Raw genomic sequence first — 21595 nt, forward strand, 5'->3', positions numbered from 1 at the left:
GCGTTGCTGCACGTAGTTGGCTAGAGTCTATGGCCCGCACCGCTGCGGCGGGAGTAGGGCGGCTGGCTTGGGTGGCAAAGAGTTACCTTAATGGTTCCCCGGCCGCTGCTTGGGCCCCTCCGGCGAGCCGGTAGGAATCCTGCAGCAGTTCATCCAGCAGCTTGGTGTCGATCCGGTTCAGCCGTACCAGGACCAGCTGGGGAGAGCGCTCATGGTGGGGAGTCCAGAAGTACGTTTCCGGTTCGGTTCCCGCCAGGGCCTCGCGCTCCTCCGTTTTGACCGTGAGGACTCCGGGCTCCCAGATCCGGGCCATCAGGGTCTTGGCGAACCAGGCCGGCTGGCCCCAACTCGGCCGCTCGGTGACGCCGGGCAGCGCCAAGGCAGCTTTTCGGACGTCATCCTCGGTGGCCATGTGCCACAGTCTGCCTGCGCGGCGGCCGTCGAACAAGACCCGCCGTGACCAAAGAGTTTTTGTCCAGATATGACGACTTCCGCGCCTCTGAAGCCTGCATACGTGGACACAAACTCCATCAAAGCCGATTAGCCGCGGGCGGTGAGGTCCGCGGAGACCAGTTTCGCCGTCGCTACGATTTCCTGCGCCACTGACGCAAGGTAGGCGTCCGGGTCCGGTTGCGCCGCCACGGACTGCGCCTGGAGTGACACATTCACTGCCGCCACCACTTTGGTTCCGTCGTAAACCGGTGCGGCTACCGACATCAGGCCCAACTCCAGTTCCTGGTCCAGGAGGCACCAGCCCTGGGCACGGACAGTCTCCAGGACGGCAACCAGCTCCTTAGCCGTGCCCAGGGCGCGCGGGGTCAGCGGTTTGATGTCCGCGGCCGCCAGGTACGCCTTCAGGTCAGCGGGCGGCAGCCCGGCCAGGAGCACCCGGCCCATGGAGGTGGCATAGGCCGGGAACCGGGTGCCCACGGTGATTCCGACGTTCATGATCCGGCGGGTGGTGACCCGCGCGATGTAGGCAATGTCTGTGCCGTCCAGCACCGCGGCGGACGTGGACTCCCCCAGCTTCAGGGATAGCTCCTCGAGGTGCGGCTGCGCCAGCTGCGGCAATGACAAGCCGGACAGGTATGCGTACCCCAGCTGCAGGACCTTGGCCGTGAGCGCGAATGTCTTGCCGTCGGTCCGCACATAGCCCAGTTCCACCAGGGTGTGCAGGAACCTCCGCGCCGTAGCCCGGGTCAGGTCGGTCCGGGCTGCCACCTCGGTCAGGGTCATGACGGGATGGTCGGTATCGAACGCGCGAATGACGGCGAGCCCGCGCGCCAGCGACTGGACGTACTGGTCACTGGCCTGCGGGGCGCCCGCTACTGCTGCGTCGGTCATGGTTATCAATCCTAGGGCCCCGACTTAGGATGCCGGGGCGGCCTTCAGCGGGACGGGCACCAGCTCCTGGAGTTCTTCGAGGGTGCAGCCGAAGGTCTCACGGACCGTTACGCCGTAGGGTCCGGTCAGGAAAACGGCCTTGTCCGTGTACACGCGGGTTACGCAGCCGACCCCAGTGAGCGGGTAGGTGCAGGCTTCCACGATCTTGGAGGCACCTTCGCGGGTGAGCAGGGTCATCATCACAAACACATCCTTCGCGCCGGTGGCCAGGTCCATGGCACCGCCGACAGCGGGAATCGCCCCGGGCGCCCCGGTGTGCCAGTTGGCCAGGTCGCCGGTGGCCGAGACCTGGAACGCCCCGAGCACGCAGATGTCCAGGTGCCCGCCGCGCATGATCGCGAACGAATCAGCATGGTGGAAGTACGAGGCGCCGGGGAGCTCGGTGACGGGGATCTTGCCGGCGTTGATCAGGTCCCCGTCGACCTGGTCCCCCTTGGCCTCCGGGCCCATGCCGAGCATCCCGTTCTCGGTGTGGAGGGTGATGTTCTGCTCTTCAGTCAGGTAGTTCGACACCAGGGTGGGCTGGCCGATGCCAAGGTTCACAAAGGATCCGGGGGCGATGTCGCGGGCCACCAGGCGGGCGAGGCCATCGCGGCCCATGGCCGTCTCCGAGGTCTGGATGGACGTTGCGGTGCTCATCTCAGGCCACCTTCTCTGCATTGCTGCCGGCTACGCGGACAATGCTGTTGACGTAAATTCCGGGGGTGACGATATTCTCCGGGTCCAGGCTTCCGGTGGGGACCACCTCGGACACCTGGACGATGGTGTGCTTGGCAGCGGCGGCCATGATGGGGCCGAAGTTGCGGGCGGTCTTGCGGTAGACGAGGTTGCCCTTGCCGTCCGCCTTAAGCGCCTTAATCAGGGCCACGTCGGCGTGGATGGGGGTTTCGAACACCTGGCCGCGGCCGTCGATGATGCGGGTTTCCTTGCCCTCGGCGAGCATGGTCCCGTACCCTGTGGGCGTAAAGAACCCGCCGATCCCGGCCCCCGCTGCCCGGATCCGCTCTGCCAGGTTGCCCTGCGGCACGAGTTCCAGTTCGATCTCGCCGGCCTTGTACTTCGCGTCGAAGTGCCAGGAATCGGACTGCCGCGGGAAGGAACAGATCATTTTCTTCACCCGGCCTTCCTTGATCAGCAGAGCCAGGCCCTGGTCGCCCTGGCCGGCGTTGTTGTTCACCACGGTCAGGTCCTTGGCGCCGCAGTCCATCAGCGCATCGATCAGTTCGAACGGCTGCCCGGCGTTGCCGAACCCGCCGATCATCACCGTGGAACCGTCCTTGATCCCGGCCACGGCCTCCTGGACCGAGTCTACGAAGTTCAACATGGCTTAGGCCTTTCCTGTGTTGGTGCCGGTGACGTTTTCGAGCACGACGGCCAGGCCCTGCCCGACGCCGATGCAGATCGCCGCGACTCCCCACCGTTCGCCGGAGGCCTGCAGGGACCGGGCAAGGGTGCCCAGGATGCGGGTTCCGGAAGCACCCAGCGGGTGGCCCATCGCGATGGCCCCGCCGTGCCGGTTCACAATGGAGGGGTCGATGCCCCAGGCATTGATACACGCCAGGGACTGCGCGGCAAACGCTTCGTTAAGCTCGACGGCGCCCACCTGGTCCCAGCCGATGCCCGCCTTCGCGAGGGCCTTGTTCGCCGCCTCCACCGGGGCGAACCCGAAGTACTGCGGATCATTGCCGTGCGCGCCGCGGCCCGCGATCCGGGCCAGCGGCTCCAAACCCAGCAGCCCCGCGGCACTCTCCGACCCAATCCAGGCCGCGGAGGCGCCGTCGGACAACGGCGACGCATTGCCCGCCGTGACCGTGCCGCCCACTTCCGCGCCCTCGGGCTCATTCCGGAACACCGTCTTCAGGGCAGCAAGCTTCTCCGGCGTGGAACCGGGGCGGATCCCCTCATCCCGCACCAGGTCAGTGCCGGGCACCGGGGCGACGAGGTTGTCGTAGAACCCCTCGTCCCACGCCGCGGCGGAGAGGTTGTGCGAGTCCGCGGCGAACTGGTCCTGCTGCGCGCGGGTTACGCCGTATTTCTCGCGGAGCCGCTCGGTGGCCTCACCGAGGGAGATGGTCCACTCCTTCGGCATCGCCTTGTTCACCAGCCGCCAGCCGAGCGTGGTGGAGGCCAGGGTCATGTCCCCGGCCGGGTAGGGCTTCTCCGTTTTCGGCAGCACCCACGGGGCACGGGACATCGACTCGGCACCGCCCACAAGCACCAGGTCCGCGTCGCCGGCGTTGATCTGCCGGGAGGCAATGATCGCCGCGTCCAGGGACGAGCCGCACAGCCGGTTGACCGTCGTGCCGGGAATCGACACCGGAAGCCCGGCCAGCAGCGTGCCCATCCGGGCGATGTTGCGGTTCTCCTCACCGGCACCGTTCGCGTTGCCAAACACCACCTCATCAATCCGCTCCGGGTCAAGACCCGGCGCGCGCTTCACGGACTCCCTGATCACATGCGCGGCAAGGTCATCCGGACGGACGGCAGCAAGGCCGGACCCGAACTTACCGAACGGGGTGCGCACGGCGTCATACACAAAAGCCTGGTTCATCATTTCCTCGAATTCTGTCTGGTCCGCCCAACTAGGTAGCGCTAAGTGCCGTTTTGGAAGTTCAAAACGACACTTCGCGCTACCTAGTTGGGTGGGACGGGGCTAGCCGGTGGGGGTCGTGTCCGGGGCAGTGCTGTCAGGGCCGGTGCTGTCAGGGCCGGTGCTGTCAGGGGCGGTGTTGTCCATTTCCTGGAACACCTGCTGTGCTGTTTTGAAGGCGGTGTTGGCGGAGGGGACTCCGCAGTAAATGGCGGTCTGCAGCAGGATTTCCTTGATCTCGTCCCTGCCCAGGCCGTTCGTGAGGGCCGCGCGGATGTGCATGGCCAGTTCGTCCCAGTGCCCGTGCGCCACCATCGCCGTAATGGTGACGGCGGAGCGCATCTGCCGGGTCAGGCCCGGGCGCGTCCAGATGCCACCCCACGCGATCCGCGTGATCATGTCCTGGAAGTCTTCCGTAAAGTCGTCCTTGTTGGCGTTGGCCCGGTCCACGTGCCCGTCGCCCAGGACTTCGCGGCGGACCTTCATGCCGCCGTCGTAAATCTCCTGGCTGGTGGCGTCGGGTTGGACCACGCCGTGCCGCTCGCTGCCGGACTGACGGCCGCTCATGCGCTTGCTCCCCGTGACTCAACCCAGGAGAGAAGGCCGCGCATCAGCTCGGCAACGTGCGCCGGCGCCTCGGCGGGAGCAAGGTGGGCCACGCCCTCGAGCGTGACGGCGGTGGCGGTGCCGCCGCCGGCGGTGATGCCTGCTGCCACTTCCTCGGCAAACGACGGCGGGGCCACACCGTCCAGAGCCCCTGCGATGACTTGGGTGGGGACGCGGATGGAGCTGAGTTCCCCGCGCACGTCGAAGGCCGCCAGTGCTTCGCAGCAGAACGCGTAGCTGAAGCGGTCGGCGTCGCGCAGGGCGTGGAGGAGCCTGCTGCTCAGCTCGGGCTCGCGGTCCATAAAGCCGGGGGCGAACCATCGCTGGGCCGAGCCCTGGATTATCACCGGGGTACCTTGGCTGCGGACGGTTTCGGCACGTTCCAGCCATCCCTCCGGCGTGCCCAGTTTGGCGCCACTGCACTGAACGGACAGGCTCTTGAGCCGTTCGCCGTGTTTGATGCCCAGCTGCAGGCCGGTAGCTCCGCCGAGGGAGACACCGGCGTAGTGGAAGGACTCGCCGGGGGCGATGGAGTCGATCAGGTCCACCACGGCATCAGCCAACGCCACGACGTCAAACGCTTCCGTTGCAACCGGTGAGACGCCGTGGCCGGGCAGGTCCCATGCCACTACGTCAAAGTCGTTGCCCAGCAGGGATGCCGTCCTGTTCCACAGGACGGTGGAGGTGCCCAGGGAGGGGCCCACCACCAGCAGGGGGTGCTCGCCCATGGCCCGCTGGGGCGACAGCAGGGCGGCTTTCAAGGCAGGTTTAGCCACGGCGGGCTCCGTTCGCGTCGGTTTCTGCAAATGCTGGAGGGAAAAATTCAGGGTAGGCGGCAAGGATGCGCCGGGCGATTTCAGCGGCCTCGCCCAGGTAGCTGGCCGGGTTGAGGAGTTCCTCGAGCCGGAGATCGGAAAGCGCCCCGGGCGGGACGGCTTCACGGAGCAGCTTCCGGTAGGTGGCTGCCTGCTCCGCGGGCCGCGCCTGCAGGGTCCGGTCCACGACGGCCTGGAGCTGCTCCTTGCCGTTGCGGCCGTCCTTGTCTTCAAGCAGGGGCGCCACAGCGGCGGCCACGCCTTCGGCCAGCAGCAGCGGACAGGCAAGATCCAGGTTGCGGCGCATGGCGTCCGGGAAAACCTGCAGCCCCTCGGCGAGTTCCCTCAGGTGGCCTGTGGCGCCAAGTGCCAGGGCCAACAGCTGCCGGAGTGCGGGCCACTCCGTGTGCCAGGCGCCGTCCGGGCGTTCGTCGTTGAAGTTCGCGGCGGCCAGGTGCAGTTGGGCCACCAGCTGGGGCGCCTGGAGCGCGGCGCTGCGTACCAGCACGGACAGCACCGGGTTCTGCTTCTGCGGCATGGCCGAGGAAACGCCACGGCCCGCCGCGCGCGGTTCGGCCAGCTCGCCCACCTCGGGCCGGCTCAGGAACAGGACGTCCGCGGCGATCTTGCCAAAGGCATCCAGCACGGCTGCCAGGGCATGGGCCAATGACGTGATAGCCAAGCGGTTGGTGTGCCAGGGAGCGGGCGCGGGGGCGAGGCCCAGCTGGGCGGCCAGGGCGTCAGCAAGGCTGAACGGCGTTGCCGGCGAACCGGAGGTGAGGACGGTTCCGGCCGCCAAGGTACCGGCAGCACCACCGAACTGGACCGGAAGCGCCAGGCCTTCCAACAGCCGTCCCGCGGCAGCGAGGCCATGGAACCACTGCGCCGCCCGGAGCCCGAACGTGAACGGCAAGGAATGCTGGGTCAGGCTCCTGCCCACGCACAGCGTGTCCGCATGGCGCTCCGCCACGGTGGCGAGCGCCGCCGTCGTGCCTTTCAGGTCAGCCAGCAGTGCCTCGATAGTGTTCCGGGCAACCAGCATCAGCGCCGTATCCAGCACATCCTGGCTGGTCAGCGAGGTGTGGACGGCCTTCCCGGCCCCCACATTCGAGGCGTCCAGAACCGAGACGTGCGTGCGGAGGTCGGCCAGCAGCGGGATCACGGGGTTGCCGCCGCCCTGTGCCCGGCGGGCGATATCGGCGGGGTCGTAGCGGCTGGCCTCCGCAGCAGAAGCGACGACGGCGGCGGACCCGGCGGGCACCAGGCCTGCCTTCTCCAGCACGGCAGCCCAGCCGGACTCGACGGCGAGGATCGCCGCGAGCACTGCCCGGTCCCCCGTCAGCGCCGCCACCAAAGGCGGCGCCGAGACAGGGGTGAGCAGGCCGACGTCGCCATCGGCACCGCTTCCAAAGTTGCCCGGGACTGCTTCAGTCACTGGAAGTCCAGGAAGACTGTCTCGCCCTCACCCTGAAGGCGGATGTCAAAGGTGAGTCCGCCGTCGGGATCGCGGCGCGCAATCAGCGTCTTGCGGCGCTCCGGTTCCAGCGAGCTGAGCAGCGGGTCGTTGGCCAGCGCCTCCCCGTTCTCCGGGAGGTAAATGCGGGTGAAGAGCCGGTTGGTCAGGCCGCGGGCGAAGACGGCAACCGAAATAAAGGGCGCCGCGGCTGGTTTTCCGGGGAGGTGCTTGGTGGGGCCGGGGTTGACGGTGGTGAACGTGTACACGCCGGAGTGGCCTACGGAGCCGCGGCCCCAGCCGGTGAAGGTGTAGCCGTCACGGACCAGGGACCCGGTCCTCTGGACGATGTTGCCGTCGGCGTCGGGCTGCCAGATTTCCAGGATGGCGTCCGGAACTGTCTCGCCGGCGCCGTCGTACACGGTGCCCTGGAGCCGGATGGAGCCGGGCGAGCCGGGGGCGAGGAGTTCGTTGTCCTTCTCGAAGGGCAGCGCGTAGCCGTAGAACGGGCCAACGGTCTGGCCGGGGGTGGGTACCAGTTTGGTGCTCATTTTCTATTCCTCATCGCCCTCTGCGCCCAGCGCCTCGTTTTCGGTCCAGGTCCGCTTGGGACCGGTCAGGACGATGTCCCAGTTGTAGCCCAGCGCCCACTCCGGCTCCGTGAGGTTGTGGTCGTAGTTGGCCACCAGCCGGTCGCGGGCGTCCTGGTCCACGATGGTCTGGTAAATCGGATCGAGCGGGAAGAGTTGGTCGCCGGGGAAGTACATCTGGGTGATGATCCGCTGGGTGAATTCGGTGCCGAAGAGCGAAAAGTGGATGTGGGCCGGCCGCCAGGCGTTGAGGTGGTTCTTCCACGGGTAGGCGCCCGGCTTGATGGTGGTGAAACGGTAGGAGCCGTCGGGGCCGGTGATGCAGCGGCCGATGCCCGTGAAGTTGGGGTCGATCGGTGCGGGGTGCTGGTCGCGCTTGTGGATGTAGCGGCCGGAGGCGTTGGCCTGCCAGATCTCCACCAGCTGGCCTGCCACCGGGCGGCCGTTTCCGTCCAGCACCTTGCCTGCCACGATGATCCGCTCGCCCTGCGGCTCGCCGTTGTGCTGGATGGTCAGGTCCGATTCCAGGGCGTGCACGTCCTGGTGGCCGAACGCCGGGGAGTACAGCTCGATGGTCTCCGGGTCCGCGTGATGCAGGCTCTTGGTGGGGTGCCGCAGGATGCTGCTGCGGTAGGGCGGGTAGTCCAGCCGGGGCTGGGTCTCGGCCGGGGCGCCGTCCTTGAGGGCACGCGCGTAGGCGTCGGCCAGACCGTTGATCTCTGCGCTGAGGTCAGCCTGGGTCTCGACGGCGCGGTTCAGGGGCAGGTGCGCTGCGTGGGGTTCGGCGGCCGGTACGAGCTCGTCGGCTTCAAGCCGGGCGTTGATGTCCTGCGGCACGGCTGGCTCCTTTCGTTGGTGGTTTCCTGTGTGGATGTGGTTTAGGGGTGATGGAGCGAGTCGTATTGGACGGCATGGCGTACGGGAGCGTTCGGCGCTCCGTAGCCGTCGTAGCTGCCGCGGCGTTCCACCATCTCGAAGAACACACTGCCCACCGTGGCCGTGTAGAAATGGAGGAATTCCCCGTCGGCGTCCCGGTCATACAGGAGGTTCAGCTCCTGAAGGGTGGCCAGGAAACCCGGGTCAAGGTCGAAGCGGGCGTCCAGGTCCTCGTAGTAGTTGGCCGGAATCTGCAGGAACTCCAGGCCGCGGTCCCGGGCCCACCGGGCAGCGGACACGAGATCGTCCACGGCGAACGCGATGTGTTCCTGGTACGTCTTGTGCGCCTGCTGCGCCGGGGCCTGCTGGTTGGGCGCCAGGTTCAGGACCAGCCGCACCGCACCGTCGGAGGTCTGCATGACCTGCGAGCGCACCAGTCCGCTGGGGCTGGGTACCTCCGCGAACGGCTGCGGCTCGAGGGCAAGTGCGCTGGTGTAGAAGAGGACGGCTTCGTCGAAGTGCTGCCATGGCTGGGCCAGGTTCACGTGGTCAATGACCGCGTTTCCTGCCTGCCGCGGGTGTTCCAGCCCTTCGCCGGACTCGCCCTCCTGCCCGAATTCGGCAGTCCACGCGGCGGTACCGTCAGGGCTGCCCTGGCACAGGAAGATCTCCGTGGAGTCCGGGGCGGAGATGCCCTGGAAGACTTCCTCGTCGGCCTGGACCTTGCGGGCCACTACCGGCGCCTTGAGCTGCTGGGCCCGGGCGGAGGCAATCACCGGGGAATCGACGTCGAACCCCAGGGCGGCGATAGCCGGCTCGGTGTGTGACGCAGCCTGTTCGTTGATGATCACCCGGGCCTGGCCCATGGTCCACAACTGGACGTTTTTGGTGCGGTGCCGGCCTTCGAAGGCGAAGCCGAGCTGGCCCAGGAGTTTCTCCAGCCGGGCGGTGTCGTCCGCTTTCACTTCGGCAAAGTTGAACCCGGCCGGTTCGCTCACCTTGGGCAGCGTGGCCAGTTCCATGGGATAACGACGGCGGGAGGCGGCACTGCTGCCGCCTTCGGTTTCCGCTGGATTGCCCGCAAGCCCCTTGGCGCTCTGTTCCTCCAGCCAGATGAGCGAGCGCATGGCGTCCACTGCGGTGCGTTCGACGTCCGACTGGCGGAAGACGTCGTTGAAGACCTCAAGGGACACCGGCCCGGTGTAGCCGGCACGGACCACATGGCCCATGAATTTGGCGAGCTCGAACTGGCCCTCACCGGGGAACACGCGGTAGTGGCGGCTCCAGGAGAGCACATCCATGGAGAGTTTGGGGGCGTCGGCAACCTGGACGAAGAAAATCTTCTCCGGGTTGAGCTTCTCGATGGGCGCGGTGTCCCAGTCCCTGGACAGGATGTGGAACGAGTCCAGGCAAGTGCCGAAGTTGGGGTGGTCCACCATCTCCACCAGCCGGTACGCGTGCTCGTAGTCGTTGACGTACTTGCCCCAGGCCAGGGCCTCGTAGGCGACCTTGACGCCGTGGTCCCCGGCCAGCTCCGCGAGCTCGGCGAGCTGCGAGGCGCGGAGACCGTCATCGTCGATGGTGGCGGTGGCCACGTTGGAGCAGACCAGGATGGTGTCCATGCCCAGCCGGGACATCAGCTTGAACTTGGCCTCCGCCCGCCGGAGGTTCGCCTTAAGCAGGTCCGGCGTCACGCCGTCGAAGTCCCGGAACGGCTGGTAAAGGTCCAGTCCCAGGCCAAGGTCGGCGGCCATGGTGCGCACGTCCCCGGGGCTCAGGGGCGAGGTGACCAGGTCCTGCTCGAAGATCTCGATGCCGTCGAACCCCGCGATGGCGCAGGCCTGCATCTTCTCCTTAAGGGTCCCGGACAGGCAGACGGTAGCGATTCCGGTGCGCATCAGGCAGCCACCTCCTCGGCTGCGACGAGCTCCAGGAAGTGCGACCGCATGCGCTCCGGGTCAGGTTCGAGGCCGGTGAAGATCCGGAAGGCGTCAGCTGCCTGTCCCACCGCCATGCGGCCGCCGTCAAGGACATCACAGCCCTTGGCGCGGGCACCCCGGACGAGTTCGGTGTCGATGGGGCGGTAGACGATATCCGCCACCCAGTGCCGGGATTCCAGCAGGCCAAGATCCAGCGGGACGCCGGGGTGGGCGGCCATGCCCACCGGGGTGCAGTGCGCCAGGCCGTCGGCCAGCGGCATCAGCTGCGGCAGCTCTGCCGTCGTACGCGCCGTGACGGTGCTGTCCGGGAAGAAGCCGGCCAGTTCCTCCGCCCGGGCTGCGCCGCGGGCAGCGTCCATGTCCACGAGGTCCAGGTGGCGGACCCCGGCGCCAAGCAGGGCATAGGCGACGGCGGATCCCGCCCCGCCTGCCCCGAGCTGCACCACGCGGTCCATGCGGGCACCGGGAAGACCGGAGGCGAGGGCGGCCGCGAAGCCGGAGAAGTCTGTGTTGTGGCCGACGAACCGGCCATTCTGGATCACCACGGTGTTGACGGCGCCAAGCCGCAAGGCGTCCGGGGACACCTCGTCCAGGTGCTGCAGGACCAGCTGCTTGCAGGGGTGGGTGATGTTCAGGCCATTGAAGCCGAGGCTACGCGCGCTCTGCAGCAGCTGCCCCACGGATTCGCCAGGCAGGCCCAGTTCCAGCAGGTCGATCGGGCGGTAAAGGTAGCGCAGGCCCTGCACATCACCTTCGCGTTCGTGCATGGGCGGGGTGAGTGACGGCATCACGCCATCGCCGACCAGTCCCACCAGGTAGGACTCAGTTCGATTACTCATCCGTGCAGCTCCTTTGATACGGCACCGGGCAGCTTCCTTGCGGAGAGCGTGCTGCCGGGTGATGGAAATTACGGTACATCATTTGTTCTCTTTCCGCACTAATGTTCGTAATACGAACGGCGGACATGGAAAGCAGCCCGGCGAGCCGCTTCCGCTACCGCTGCGGCAGCCTGGCCGCAAGTTCCGCGGCCGCCTCCTGCAGCAGGGGGACGTGCGCCTCCAGGTCCTCAAGGCTCAGGCGGAAGACGGGAACCGCGGTGGCCAGGGAGGCGAACGCGTGGCCCTGGTCATTGAAGAGCGGGACCGCGACGGCACGCATCCCGGTCTCGTTCTCTTCATCCATCACCGCGAACCCGCGGCGCCGGATCAGCTCGATCTCCGCGCGGAAGGCGTCCCTGTCCGTGATGGACTTTGGCGTGAGCGACTCGAGCGGCAATTCGGCCAGCAGCTTTTCGCGCTCGGAGTCCTCGGCGAATGCCACCAGCGCCTTGCCCACGGCGGTCGTGGACAGCGAGCCGAGGTGCCCCGGATCGCTGGTCACACGGAACATCTGGGGACCGTCCACTTTGTTCACGGTGAGGTGGTGGTGCCCGTCGCGGACGCTGAGGATGGTCGCCTCCCCCGTCTGCTCGGTGACGCGGCGGAGGACCGGCATGGCAGTCCCGGCGAAGCCGTGGTGGTTGGAGACCCGTTGGCCCAGCTGGAAAATCCGCAGTCCCAGGTGGTACCGGCGGCCCTCGGCCTCGTAGTCCACGAAGCCGTCCCTGGTGAGGGAGCCCAGAAGGCGGTAGGTGGTGCTGAAGGGCAACTGGGCCCGCCGTGAGATCTCTGCTGCACTGGCGCCGCGCGGCTCATCACCAAGCAGGACCAGGAGCCCCAGGGCCTTGCCCACCATGTCAGTGCGGTCGGACCGCCCGGCCTTCGGGGAGTTTTCTTCAGCGGCAACGTCATCGTCTGCTGTGGCTTGGTTCACACTCATATCTTGATGTTGCCACAATGTGAGAGCTATTGCCAGCCAATGATTATTTTCTTGACAAGTGACTGCCCTCACAGTCACCATTGCTGTATCGCACAAGTAGCTCCCACCATGTGGCTACTGTCCGGGTTTTCCGCACCTCCAGCCGTGCCGCGCCAAGCCACCATCCCAGGCAGCGCCGGCTGCGAGTCCCCCTGATCCATCCGCGACAATGTCGTCACATCAAAGGAACTCCATGAGCCAGATACTTCCGTCCGCCGAGCCAGGCATTGATGCCCCGGCCGGGACGCCGAAGAAGGCAGCCCTCGCCAGCTTCCTGGGCAGCGCCGTCGAATACTACGACTTCTTCATCTTCGGCTCTGCCGCCGCCCTGATCTTCCCCACGGTCTTCTTCCCGGATGCTGACGCCAACGCGGCAATCATGTCCTTCGCCACCTTCGGCTTCGCCTACGTTGCACGCCCCGTGGGCGCAGTCATCCTGGGCCACTTCGGCGACCGGGTTGGCCGCCGGAAGGTCCTGATGTTCACCCTCCTCCTGATGGGTGCCTCCACCTTCCTGATCGGCTGCCTCCCGGACTTCAACACGGTTGGCTGGTGGGCTCCCGCACTGCTGGTGCTGGCCCGCCTCTGCCAAGGCCTTTCGGCCGCGGGCGAGCAGGCCGGCGCCTCCTCCATGACGCTTGAACACGCCCCGGACAACCGCCGCTCCTTCTTCACGTCCTGGACCCTCACCGGCACCCAGGGCGGCCAGATCCTCGCCGCCCTCGTCTTTATCCCCGTGCTCGCACTTCCGGACGAAATCAAGTACGGCATCGGCTGGCGGATCCCCTTCTGGCTCAGCGCCGTCGTGGTTGTAGTCGCCTTCTTTATCCGCCGCACGCTGCACGAGCCGCCGGCCTTCGAGGAAGCCCAGAAGACAGCTCAGATCTCCAAGCTCCCCGTCGCCGACCTGCTCAAGGGCCACTGGCGCGACGTCCTCCGGGTCATCTGCTGCGCCTTCATCGCCGCGGTTTCCACCGTCTTCGGCACCCTCGCCATCAGCTACGCCAAAACCGTGGCCGGCGTGGACGGCACCACCACCCTGTGGCTCGTGGTGGGCGCCAACCTCGTGGCGCTGGGCACCCAGCCGCTGTTCGGAATGCTGGCGGACAAGATCGGCCGCAAGCCCGTCTTCATCTACGGCGCCGTTGCCAGCGCGGCCTTGACGCCCGTCTTCCTGCTCAGCCTGGAATCAGGCAGCGTGCCGCTGATGTTCCTGGCCGCCATCGGCTTCTTCTCCTGCGGCTACGCAGCCTCCAACGCAGTCTGGCCGTCCTTCTACGCCGAGATGTTCAGCACCAAGGTCCGTTTCTCCGGCTTGGCCATCGGCACGCAGCTGGGCTTCCTGATGGCAGGCTTCGCCCCCGCCATCGTTGCAGCCATGGGCGGCATCAAGGCCGGCGGCTGGGTACAGATCAGCATCTTCACCGCCGTCATCTGCACAGTGGCAGCCATCTCCGCGCTGACCGCCAAGGAAACATTCAAAGTTCCCACCAAGCAGCTCGGCCTGAAGTAACTCCCGGGAGCGCCGTTGGCTCCTCGCCGGTTGCACGGTGAAAAGCCAAATATCCCTCCTAAACTGCTCCCCGGAACTCGGACTCCGATATTGAGTTCCGAACCGGGGAGCAGTTTTTTGCTCTGCGTATAACGTTCGGATGAATATGCGTGGACGGCCCCTTTGTTCTCATGAGACTATTTAGCGTTCTGTAGACGCTGGGGGGAGTCCCCCTAATTGGGGGCCTTTGTGAAGCACAATAAAAATTTGTCATTTCGACCTGCGCACAAAGCGTCCTATCGGGTCCGGCTTCGGAGCCTTCTAGCGGCATTCACATGCGCCCTATTTGTCGTCATGCCAAGCGCCGGCAGCGCTGTGGCCGCCTCTGCACCTCCTCCTCCAACGCCGCTTCAGTACTCAACGACAGCCATTGAACGGGCTTACCAGGAGTATCGCTCTGTCCTCGGTGAACCCGCAGGGATCACCGAATGCCGCACGGACAGTTATCCCTGCTGGCGAACGTTTAGTACTGGCGGAATCTATGTCCTTGGCGCCGCCCAGCAGCCGATTATGGTTTCCGGGGCCATTTACCTGAAGTGGAATACTCTCGGCGGGTTATTCGGGGACACCGTTGGGCTGCCTGTTGGGCAGATGAATTGCGATGCTGCTGGAAACTGCCAGCAGCGGTTTCACGGTGGAACCATTTACGCCCGGAGCACGGGCCCTGCGATCCTGGTGCCCGGGCTGTACTGGATCTATGACGCCTACGCGAACCAGCTCGGCTGGCCGTTGGCGGACCCCACATGTTCCTCAGGATCCATTTGCAGCCAGACGTTCGAACGCGGCTTGTCCTACACGCGCGGAGATGAAGAGCCTGCCGTGACTTTTGGCGATGTCTATAGCTACTACAAAGCCAAGGCATCAACACTGGGCGGCCCATACAGCTCACCTCAATGTTCCGAGCGCGGATGCACCCAGCATTTCGAACGAGGCGGCGTGTTTTCTTCACCCAGGCTCGGCACATTCACCATGACAGGGGCGATCGGAGACTTTTACATTTCCTCCCGGGGGTCCGAGCTTGGTTGGCCCACGTCGGAGGAACAATGCGGTCTGCACGGCGGCGGTTGCGTGCAACACCTGGAGGCGGGCCGGGCATATTGGGCCCCTGTTGTGGGCCCGTCGATGATAAGTGGTGGCATCTTAAGTACTTGGAACTCATTGGGGGCAGAAACTGGCGGCCTTGGGTATCCCCTCACCAAGGAATATTGTCACGCAGGGCCCTGCTATCAGCGTTTCCAGAGCGGCGCCTACTTGGTCTGGAGTCCTGGTGCAGGTACCCATCTCACAGCCGGCGCAATCGGTGCAAAGTTCGAGCGGTATGTGACCTATCTTGGCGGGCCCACCACATCACGCGAGACGTGTGGGCTGCGATCCGGCGGCTGCCTGCAGCAGTTCACCTACGGCAAGATGTACTGGGCTCCGGGAGTCGGCGCCTGGCCCATCCGCGGAGGCATGGAAACCAGATGGAGGTCGGCCGGAGCAGAAAATGGCTCGCTGGGATATCCCACAAGCCCTGAGTATTGCCGCCTCGAGGGCACCGGGTGCGTTCAGTACTTTCAGGGGGGCCAACTGATCTGGGGCACTGGTATCGGTGCCGGAGGAGGCTACGCGCCGTAGCCTGCCCCGTTTCTGTGCCTTGGCGTCACAGGCCAAGGCACCAAACGGGCGGGAACGAACGCGGGTGCCCGGTCCAGGCGCTCCGCTCCCCTCCCCGGGCGCTGAGCAGCCACGTCACCGATTCCTCTTTTAGCGGAAGGAAAGGCTACCCTAAGTCGTCCCCTTTTTTATTTCTGCCCTTCCCCGAGGCAGCCCTGCAAGGCGGTTTTTGTGCGCACGTTCCTCCGTCCCCGCGTCCTGATGGCTGCTTCAGCCGCCCTGGCCCTTACCGGCTGCGGCTTCAGCGGCACCCAGACCCAGTCCTCCCAGCCGAGCGCTGCGGCTGATACCAGCCAGCGGATTGTTGTGGACAACTTCCGGGCACCGGTAGCCAACTGGGCCGTCGAGTCCGACGCCGCCTACATCCTGTCCCTGTCCGGCTGCCTGGAAACCCTGACCACCTACAACCAGGCCGAAGGCAAGGTGCTGCCTTCGCTGGCCACCGAGTGGAAGCAAACCTCACCTTTGGACTGGGACTTCAGCATCCGCGAGGGCGTCAAATTCCAGGACGGCACCGACCTCACCGCCGAGTCCGTGGTGTCAGCGCTTAACCATGTCCTGGATGCAAAGGTCCCCGCCCGCGCCTTCAACCGGACCATGATCAGCAGCGTCACCGCGGTGGACGCCCAGACCGTCCGGGTCAGCACCCCGGCGGAGAACCCGTTGGTGCCGTATCGGCTGGCCAGCGTCAACACTGGAATCCTGGCACCCGCCGCCTACAAGGCCGAGGGCCTGGACCCGTTCGGCCACTGCACCGGTCCCTTCACTCCCGTCTCTGAGAAGGCAAAGCAGTCCCTCACCCTGGACCGCAACGAGAACTACTGGGGCGGCGACGTGCAGCTCGCGGGAGCCGAGATCCGTTTCATCACCAACGGCGCCACCCGCGCCGCGCAGGTGCAGACGGGCGAAGCTGACATCTCGCTCTCCATCCCCGTCGCGAGCCTCGCGGCGCTGAAGGCGGACGACGGCGTCTCCGTGCTGGGTGCCGATTCCCCCCGCACTGCCACGCTGTACATGAACAACGGCCGCGCACCGCTGGACAACGTTGACGTGCGCAACGCGGTCCGCGAGGCCCTCGACCTCGACGCCCTCGCTGCCAGCGTCTACGAAGGCGCCGCCCTCCCGGCCACCGGACCCTTTGCCCCGTCCGAGCCCTGGGCAGGCGACAAGCAGGACAAGCAGCAGCAGAACCTTGAGGAAGCCCGGAAGCTGCTCGCCAGTGCCGGCTACACCGCCGACCGCCCCCTGGAAATCATCGCCATCGTGGAGCGCGCCGAATTCGCCGACGTTGCCGCCGTCGTCCAGGAAAACCTGAAGAACATCGGCATTCCCGTCTCCATCCAGTCCAAGGAATACGCCTCCGCCGAACCTGACGTCCTGGCCGGCAACTACGACATGCTGCTCAGCCAGCGGAACCGGCTGATCGACATCGCCGACCCCATCGGGTTCCTCACCGCCGACTACACCTGCAAGGGCACCTACAACCTGAGCCACTTCTGCGACCCCGAGTACGACCGGGTCATCGCCGAAGCCGCCACGACAGTTGACACGAACGAGCGCTACAAGCTGTACGCCGAGGCCGGGCAGATCCTCCAGGACAAGGCAGTCAACGCGTGGCTCGTTAATGAACAGGCCACCGACGCGATCCGCACCAACGTCCTGTCCTACGTCCAGGACCCGCTGTCCCGCTACGTCCTGACGGCCAAGACGGGCAAGGCCGCGTCCTAAGCCAACCCGAAACCCGCCGCAAATGCTGCAGTTCATCACCAAACGGACGGCCACCCTGGTGGCCGCCGTTGTGGTGTCCTCTTTTGCGGTCTTCCTGATCCCGTACTTCACGCCGGGTGATCCGGTGCGGAAGATCATCCGGTCGCGGGTGGCGGGTGACGCCGTCGACGAGTCCGCGGTGCAGGGCCTCAGCGAAAGCCTTGGCCTGAACGATCCCCTGGCGGTCCAGTACTTCCGTTGGCTCGGGGACTTCTTCAGCGGTGACATGGGGCTGTCCTTTGTCAGCCGCACGCCGGTGGCTGATCAGGTGCTCCCGGCCCTCTCGGTCACGCTCAGCCTGGTCACCATGGCGCTGGTCGTGGCCGCCGCCATATCGCTCCCCCTGGGGATCATTGCCGGACTACGGCCCGGGAGCACCGCGGACAAAGCCATCACCGCCGTGACCCAGGCGCTTATTGCCATGCCGGAATACTGGGTTGCCCCCGTGCTGGTGCTGGTCTTTGCCCTGAAACTGTCAGTCCTGCCCACGGCTGGATGGAACGACCTCTCGTCCGCCGTCCTGCCCGCGCTGACACTTGCCCTGCGTCCCATCAGCTTCTTCACCTCAGCGGTACGGGCCGGCATCATCGATGCCGCGGCCGCCGAGCACGTGCCCGCCGCCCGCGCCAGGGGGCTGAGCCAAGGCCAGGCGATACTCCGCCACGTGGTGCCGAACGGGCTGGTGCCGCTCTCCACCCTGTTCGCCGTATGGTTCGCCGGCCTGCTGGGCGGGTCGGTCATTGTGGAGGTCATTTTCGCCGTGCCCGGCATGGGCAGGCTGCTCTTCGACGCCGTCGTCAACAGCGACATCCCGCTTGCCCAGGGCGGCGTGGTGGTAGTGGTAGCCCTCGCCGTCGGCGTAACCACGCTGGCGGACTTCGTGCACCGCTTCCTCAGCCGCACGGTGGGAGCTTCCCTTGCGTAAATGGTTCAACGTCACCACGCTGGCCGCGGCGGTACTTGCCCTGATTGTGCTGGCGGTCCTGCTCGCCCCGTGGATCTCGCCCTACCCGCCCGCGGAGCAGAACCTGGCCGAACGCCTGGCTCCACCTTCAGCAGGGCATTGGCTGGGAACGGACAACCTCGGCCGGGACACCCTCAGCCGGATCCTCGAAGGGGGCAGGTTCTCCATGTCAGTGGCCGCACTGGCCACGCTGCTGACCTGCCTTCTGGGCGTGGGCATCGGCATCCTCAGCGCCAGGCGGCGGGGCTGGGTGGATGAATTCCTGACCCGCACCAATGACGTCCTGCTGGCACTGCCGGAGATGGTGGTGGCGCTGTTCATCGTGGCGGCACTGGGCACGGGCTTCGGCCCGCTGCTGCTCGCACTCGTGGTCACCGGGTGGACGCCCTTCGCCCGCCTCGCCCGCACACTGGCCTACGACGTCTCGGCCCGGGGCTTCGTTGACGCTGCCCGCGTGGTGGGCTGCACGCCGTCGTTCATTATCTTCCGGCACGTCCTGCCGCACCTCGCAGCCCCGATTTTGGGCCAGGCGACGCTGCGGTTCGGGCACCTGCTCATCAGCGTGGGTGCCCTCTCCTACCTGGGCCTGGGCGTCCAGCCGCCGCAATCGGACTGGGGCTCCATGCTGGCGGCGGCCCAACCGTTCGCGGACCGCGCGCCGCTGGGGATCCTCGCCCCGGGCCTGGTCATTTTCACGGTTGCCCTCTGCGTGACCCTGATAGGCCAGCGGGCAGCCCATATGGCCGCGGCGCCGCTGCTCATGCCGCAAATGGCGGAAAAATGAGCCCCGCGAACGCGCACCTGGTTCTGGACGGCCTGCAGGTGAGCCACAAGACCCCCGACGCCGGGACTCCCGGCAAGCCCCTGCTTTCCAATGTTTCCCTGTCCGTGGAGCCTGGTGAATTTGTAGCCTTGGTTGGCAGTTCCGGCTCCGGCAAGACGCTGACCGCGATGTCCTGCCTGCAGCTGCTGCCGCCCGGACTGGGCATCAGCAGTGGTTCCGTCCGGCTTGGGGACCTGGACCTGACCCGCGCCTCCGAGCACCAGCTCAACTCGGTGCGTGGCGGACGGCTGGGGATGCTGTTCCAGCAGCCCAAGCGGATGTTCAACCCGAACCGGACCATTGAGCAGCACCTCAAGGAACCCCTGCGCCTGCATGCCGGCCTGCGTGGCTCGAAGGCGCGGAGCAAGGCGCTGGAGCTGCTCGAGGAGGTGGGCTTCGCGGATCCAGGGAAGGGAATCCGGGCCTATCCGCACCAGCTCTCCGGCGGCATGGCGCAGCGCGCCATGACGGCCCTGGCCCTGGCCGGGCAACCAGGGATGCTGCTGGCAGACGAGCCGACGTCGGCGCTGGACAAGGTGCTGGAGCGCCAGATCCTGCAGCTGCTGGACAGGGAGCGCCGGGAACGAGATTTGGGCATTCTCTACATCACCCACAACATCGCATCCGTTGCTGCGTTCGCAGACCGGGTGCTTGTGATGAACTCGGGCAGCATTGTGGAGGCAGGTCCCGTTGGTGAGCTGCTCACCCGGCCCAAGACCGACTACACCCGCGAGCTGCTGGCCGCAGCGCGCCTGGCGCCGGAGTCCCGCCGTCGTCCGCCTTCCCGGGAGCGCGACATCCTGGTGCTGGACAGCGTTGGCAAGCACTTCGGATCGCGGCGGAAGCTGGGCCACGCCGCGCTGCAGGACGTTTCGCTGACCCTTAAGCGCGGGGAGATCCTGGGTGTCCTGGGCCAGTCGGGGTCCGGCAAGAGCACCCTGGCCAAGGCCATTGTGGGACTGGAGGCGGCGAGCACGGGCACCATCTCCCGGCAGCTGGACGCTGCGGGTCCGCGTGAGGCCACCGCAGTGCAGCTCGTGTTCCAGGAACCCCACAGCGCTTTTGACCCGCGGATGACACTGCGCACCAGCCTCCAAGCGCCGCTGCGCCCACGGCTTGATCTTTCACCGGAACAGCGTGACGAGCGGATTGCGGCGGTGATGGCCGAGGTGGAGCTGGATGCAGCCTTGCTGGACAAGCGGCCGGGCCAGTGCTCCGGCGGCCAGCTCCAGCGCGCCACGATCGCGCGGGCCCTGCTGCTGGAACCCCAGGTCCTGATCTGCGACGAAGCCACCTCGGCACTGGATGCCCTCACCCAGCGCACCATCCTGAACCTGCTGCTGCGCCTGCAGCGTGAACGGAACCTGGCCCTGATTGTCATCTCGCACGACATGGATGTGGTCCGGTACATGTGCGACCGGGTTGCCGTCCTGCTGGAGGGGCGCGTCGTGGAGGTGGCGGAAACCAAGGACTTCTTCGCGGCACCGCGGCACCCGCACAGCCAGGCGCTGGTTGAGGCCTCCATTCCGTGCCGCGCGGACGGCTTGTGGAGCGTCCTGGATGTGGCGAAGCCCTAGGTGCGCTACGGCCGGCCGGTCTCCAGTACCGATGCCAGATCGAAGTTGACGGGTTCCTCAAGCTGGGCGTAGGTGCATGACTCCGGGTCCCGGTCCGGCCGCCAGCGGTTGAACTGTGCCGTGTGGCGGAACCGGTCGCCTTCCATGTGGTCGTACCGGACCTCCACCACCAGTTCCGGGCGCAGCGGCACGAAGGAGAGGTCCTTGCCGGCGCTCCAGCGGCTGCCTTCGGCGTTGCGCGGGGTCCTTTCCCCTTCCTCCTGCTTGCCCCAGGCCCACGGGTGGCCCTCAAAGTCGGTGACCAGGGGCTGAAGCTGTTCGTACAGCTCCTGCCGGCGCTTCATGGGGAAGGCACCGATTACCCCGACGCTGGCCAGGCCGCCGTCGTCCTTGTACAAACCGAGCAGCAGCGAGCCGATGGCGTCAGGTCCGCTCTTGTGCAGGCGGTAGCCTGCCACCACGCAGTCCGCGGTGCGCTCGTGCTTGGTCTTGAACATCACCCGCTTGTCCGGCTGGTACCGGCCCGCAAGCGGCTTGGCCACAATGCCGTCCAAACCGGCCCCCTCGAACTGCCGGAACCACTGTTCGGCCGTGTCCTTGTCCGTGGTGGCGGCTGTGAGGTGGACAGGGGCCTTGCTCGCCGACAGGGCCTTCTCCAGCGCTCCCCGCCGCTCGGTGAAGGGCCGGTCCGTATAGTCGTCGTCACCCAGGGCCAGCAGGTCGAACGCCACAAACGAAGCAGGCGTCTGCTCAGCCAGCAGTTTGACCCGGCTCGCAGCAGGATGGATGCGCTGCTGCAGGGCGTCGAAATCCAGCCGGTCGCCCGAGGAGCCGACCAGGATGATTTCGCCGTCCACCACGCAGCGCGGCGGCAGGTTTTCCTTCAGCGCCTCGACCAGTTCCGGGAAGTAGCGGGTCATGGGCTTTTCGTTCCGGCTGCCGATCTCCAGGTCGTCGCCGTCCCGGAAGATGATGGACCGGAAGCCGTCCCACTTGGGCTCGTAGCTGAGCTCTCCTTCAGGGATGCCGCTGACGGCCTTGGCGAGCATGGGCGGGACGGGCGGCATCACGGGAAGTTCCATGTGCCCATTCTTGCCCGGAGGCAGCCGCTCGCGGAACCCCACA

At 66.4% G+C, this 21595-nt stretch carries 20 protein-coding genes; 6 read left to right on the forward strand and 14 right to left on the reverse strand.

Going from position 1 to position 21595, the window contains the following annotated elements; genetic code table 11:
* Positions 1-82: 82 nt before the first annotated feature.
* The 13 genes from AC5RUQ_RS00580 to AC5RUQ_RS00640 form a co-directional block, all read right to left on the reverse strand.
* A complete protein-coding gene (locus AC5RUQ_RS00580) occupies positions 83-412 on the reverse strand; it encodes an MmcQ/YjbR family DNA-binding protein (protein WP_493945478.1) in 330 nt (109 codons plus the stop codon).
* Between the two features lie 128 nt (positions 413-540).
* Positions 541-1344: an IclR family transcriptional regulator domain-containing protein gene (locus AC5RUQ_RS00585; RefSeq protein WP_493945480.1), complete on the reverse strand. Its 804-nt coding sequence runs from the start codon at positions 1342-1344 to the stop codon at positions 541-543.
* 24 nt (positions 1345-1368) lie between these two features.
* A complete protein-coding gene (locus AC5RUQ_RS00590) occupies positions 1369-2043 on the reverse strand; it encodes a 3-oxoacid CoA-transferase subunit B (RefSeq protein WP_493945482.1) in 675 nt (224 codons plus the stop codon).
* 1 nt (position 2044) lies between these two features.
* Positions 2045-2728: a 3-oxoacid CoA-transferase subunit A gene (locus AC5RUQ_RS00595; protein WP_493945483.1), complete on the reverse strand. Its 684-nt coding sequence runs from the start codon at positions 2726-2728 to the stop codon at positions 2045-2047.
* A 3-nt stretch (positions 2729-2731) separates the two neighbouring features.
* Entirely contained in the window at positions 2732-3955 is a 1224-nt protein-coding gene (locus tag AC5RUQ_RS00600; RefSeq protein WP_493946365.1) for a thiolase family protein, read from the reverse strand.
* Between the two features lie 102 nt (positions 3956-4057).
* On the reverse strand, positions 4058-4561 hold the full coding sequence (gene pcaC, locus AC5RUQ_RS00605) for a 4-carboxymuconolactone decarboxylase (RefSeq protein ID WP_493945484.1): 504 nt from the start codon (positions 4559-4561) through the stop codon (positions 4058-4060).
* Positions 4558-5376 (reverse strand): alpha/beta fold hydrolase, encoded by an 819-nt coding sequence (locus AC5RUQ_RS00610; RefSeq protein ID WP_493945485.1) that lies wholly within the window; start codon positions 5374-5376, stop codon positions 4558-4560. The genes pcaC and AC5RUQ_RS00610 overlap by 4 nt, the downstream gene beginning before the upstream one ends.
* Positions 5369-6850, reverse strand: a complete 1482-nt coding sequence (locus tag AC5RUQ_RS00615) for a lyase family protein (RefSeq protein WP_493945486.1) — start codon at positions 6848-6850, stop codon at positions 5369-5371. Before AC5RUQ_RS00615 ends, AC5RUQ_RS00610 begins: the two co-directional genes overlap by 8 nt.
* On the reverse strand, positions 6847-7419 hold the full coding sequence (gene pcaG, locus AC5RUQ_RS00620) for a protocatechuate 3,4-dioxygenase subunit alpha (protein ID WP_493945488.1): 573 nt from the start codon (positions 7417-7419) through the stop codon (positions 6847-6849). Before pcaG ends, AC5RUQ_RS00615 begins: the two co-directional genes overlap by 4 nt.
* A 3-nt stretch (positions 7420-7422) precedes the next feature.
* Positions 7423-8295 (reverse strand): protocatechuate 3,4-dioxygenase subunit beta, encoded by an 873-nt coding sequence (gene pcaH, locus AC5RUQ_RS00625; RefSeq protein WP_493945490.1) that lies wholly within the window; start codon positions 8293-8295, stop codon positions 7423-7425.
* Positions 8296-8336: 41 nt separating this feature from the next.
* Complete coding sequence (locus tag AC5RUQ_RS00630; RefSeq protein ID WP_493945491.1) at positions 8337-10232, reverse strand: bifunctional sugar phosphate isomerase/epimerase/4-hydroxyphenylpyruvate dioxygenase family protein; 1896 nt, start codon at positions 10230-10232, stop codon at positions 8337-8339.
* Entirely contained in the window at positions 10232-11113 is an 882-nt protein-coding gene (locus AC5RUQ_RS00635) for a shikimate dehydrogenase (protein ID WP_493945493.1), read from the reverse strand. Before AC5RUQ_RS00635 ends, AC5RUQ_RS00630 begins: the two co-directional genes overlap by 1 nt.
* A 154-nt stretch (positions 11114-11267) precedes the next feature.
* Positions 11268-12092 carry an IclR family transcriptional regulator gene (locus tag AC5RUQ_RS00640; RefSeq protein ID WP_493945494.1) on the reverse strand — a complete coding sequence of 275 codons (825 nt, stop codon included), beginning with the start codon at positions 12090-12092 and terminating at the stop codon, positions 11268-11270.
* A gap of 232 nt (positions 12093-12324) precedes the next feature.
* On the opposite strand from AC5RUQ_RS00640, the gene AC5RUQ_RS00645 reads away from it, so the two are divergent.
* From AC5RUQ_RS00645 to nikE, 6 genes are all read left to right on the forward strand, one after another.
* Positions 12325-13644 carry an MFS transporter gene (locus tag AC5RUQ_RS00645; protein WP_493945495.1) on the forward strand — a complete coding sequence of 440 codons (1320 nt, stop codon included), beginning with the start codon at positions 12325-12327 and terminating at the stop codon, positions 13642-13644.
* 630 nt (positions 13645-14274) lie between these two features.
* A complete protein-coding gene (locus AC5RUQ_RS00650) occupies positions 14275-15300 on the forward strand; it encodes an LGFP repeat-containing protein (RefSeq protein WP_493946366.1) in 1026 nt (341 codons plus the stop codon).
* Between the two features lie 240 nt (positions 15301-15540).
* A complete protein-coding gene (locus tag AC5RUQ_RS00655; protein WP_493946367.1) occupies positions 15541-17067 on the forward strand; it encodes an ABC transporter substrate-binding protein in 1527 nt (508 codons plus the stop codon).
* A 22-nt stretch (positions 17068-17089) separates the two neighbouring features.
* The gene (locus AC5RUQ_RS00660) at positions 17090-18031 is read left to right on the forward strand and encodes an ABC transporter permease (RefSeq protein WP_493945496.1); all 942 of its coding nucleotides are present in this window, start codon (positions 17090-17092) and stop codon (positions 18029-18031) included.
* Entirely contained in the window at positions 18024-18854 is an 831-nt protein-coding gene (locus AC5RUQ_RS00665) for an ABC transporter permease (RefSeq protein WP_493945497.1), read from the forward strand. Before AC5RUQ_RS00660 ends, AC5RUQ_RS00665 begins: the two co-directional genes overlap by 8 nt.
* Entirely contained in the window at positions 18851-20470 is a 1620-nt protein-coding gene (gene nikE, locus AC5RUQ_RS00670; RefSeq protein ID WP_493945498.1) for a nickel ABC transporter ATP-binding protein NikE, read from the forward strand. The genes AC5RUQ_RS00665 and nikE overlap by 4 nt, the downstream gene beginning before the upstream one ends.
* A gap of 5 nt (positions 20471-20475) precedes the next feature.
* On the opposite strand, the gene AC5RUQ_RS00675 is transcribed toward nikE, so the two are convergent.
* Positions 20476-21552 carry an ATP-dependent DNA ligase gene (locus tag AC5RUQ_RS00675; protein WP_493945499.1) on the reverse strand — a complete coding sequence of 359 codons (1077 nt, stop codon included), beginning with the start codon at positions 21550-21552 and terminating at the stop codon, positions 20476-20478.
* Positions 21553-21595: the final 43 nt, after the last annotated feature.

The sequence above is a fragment of the Arthrobacter sp. MDT2-3 genome (genome assembly GCF_059090465.1).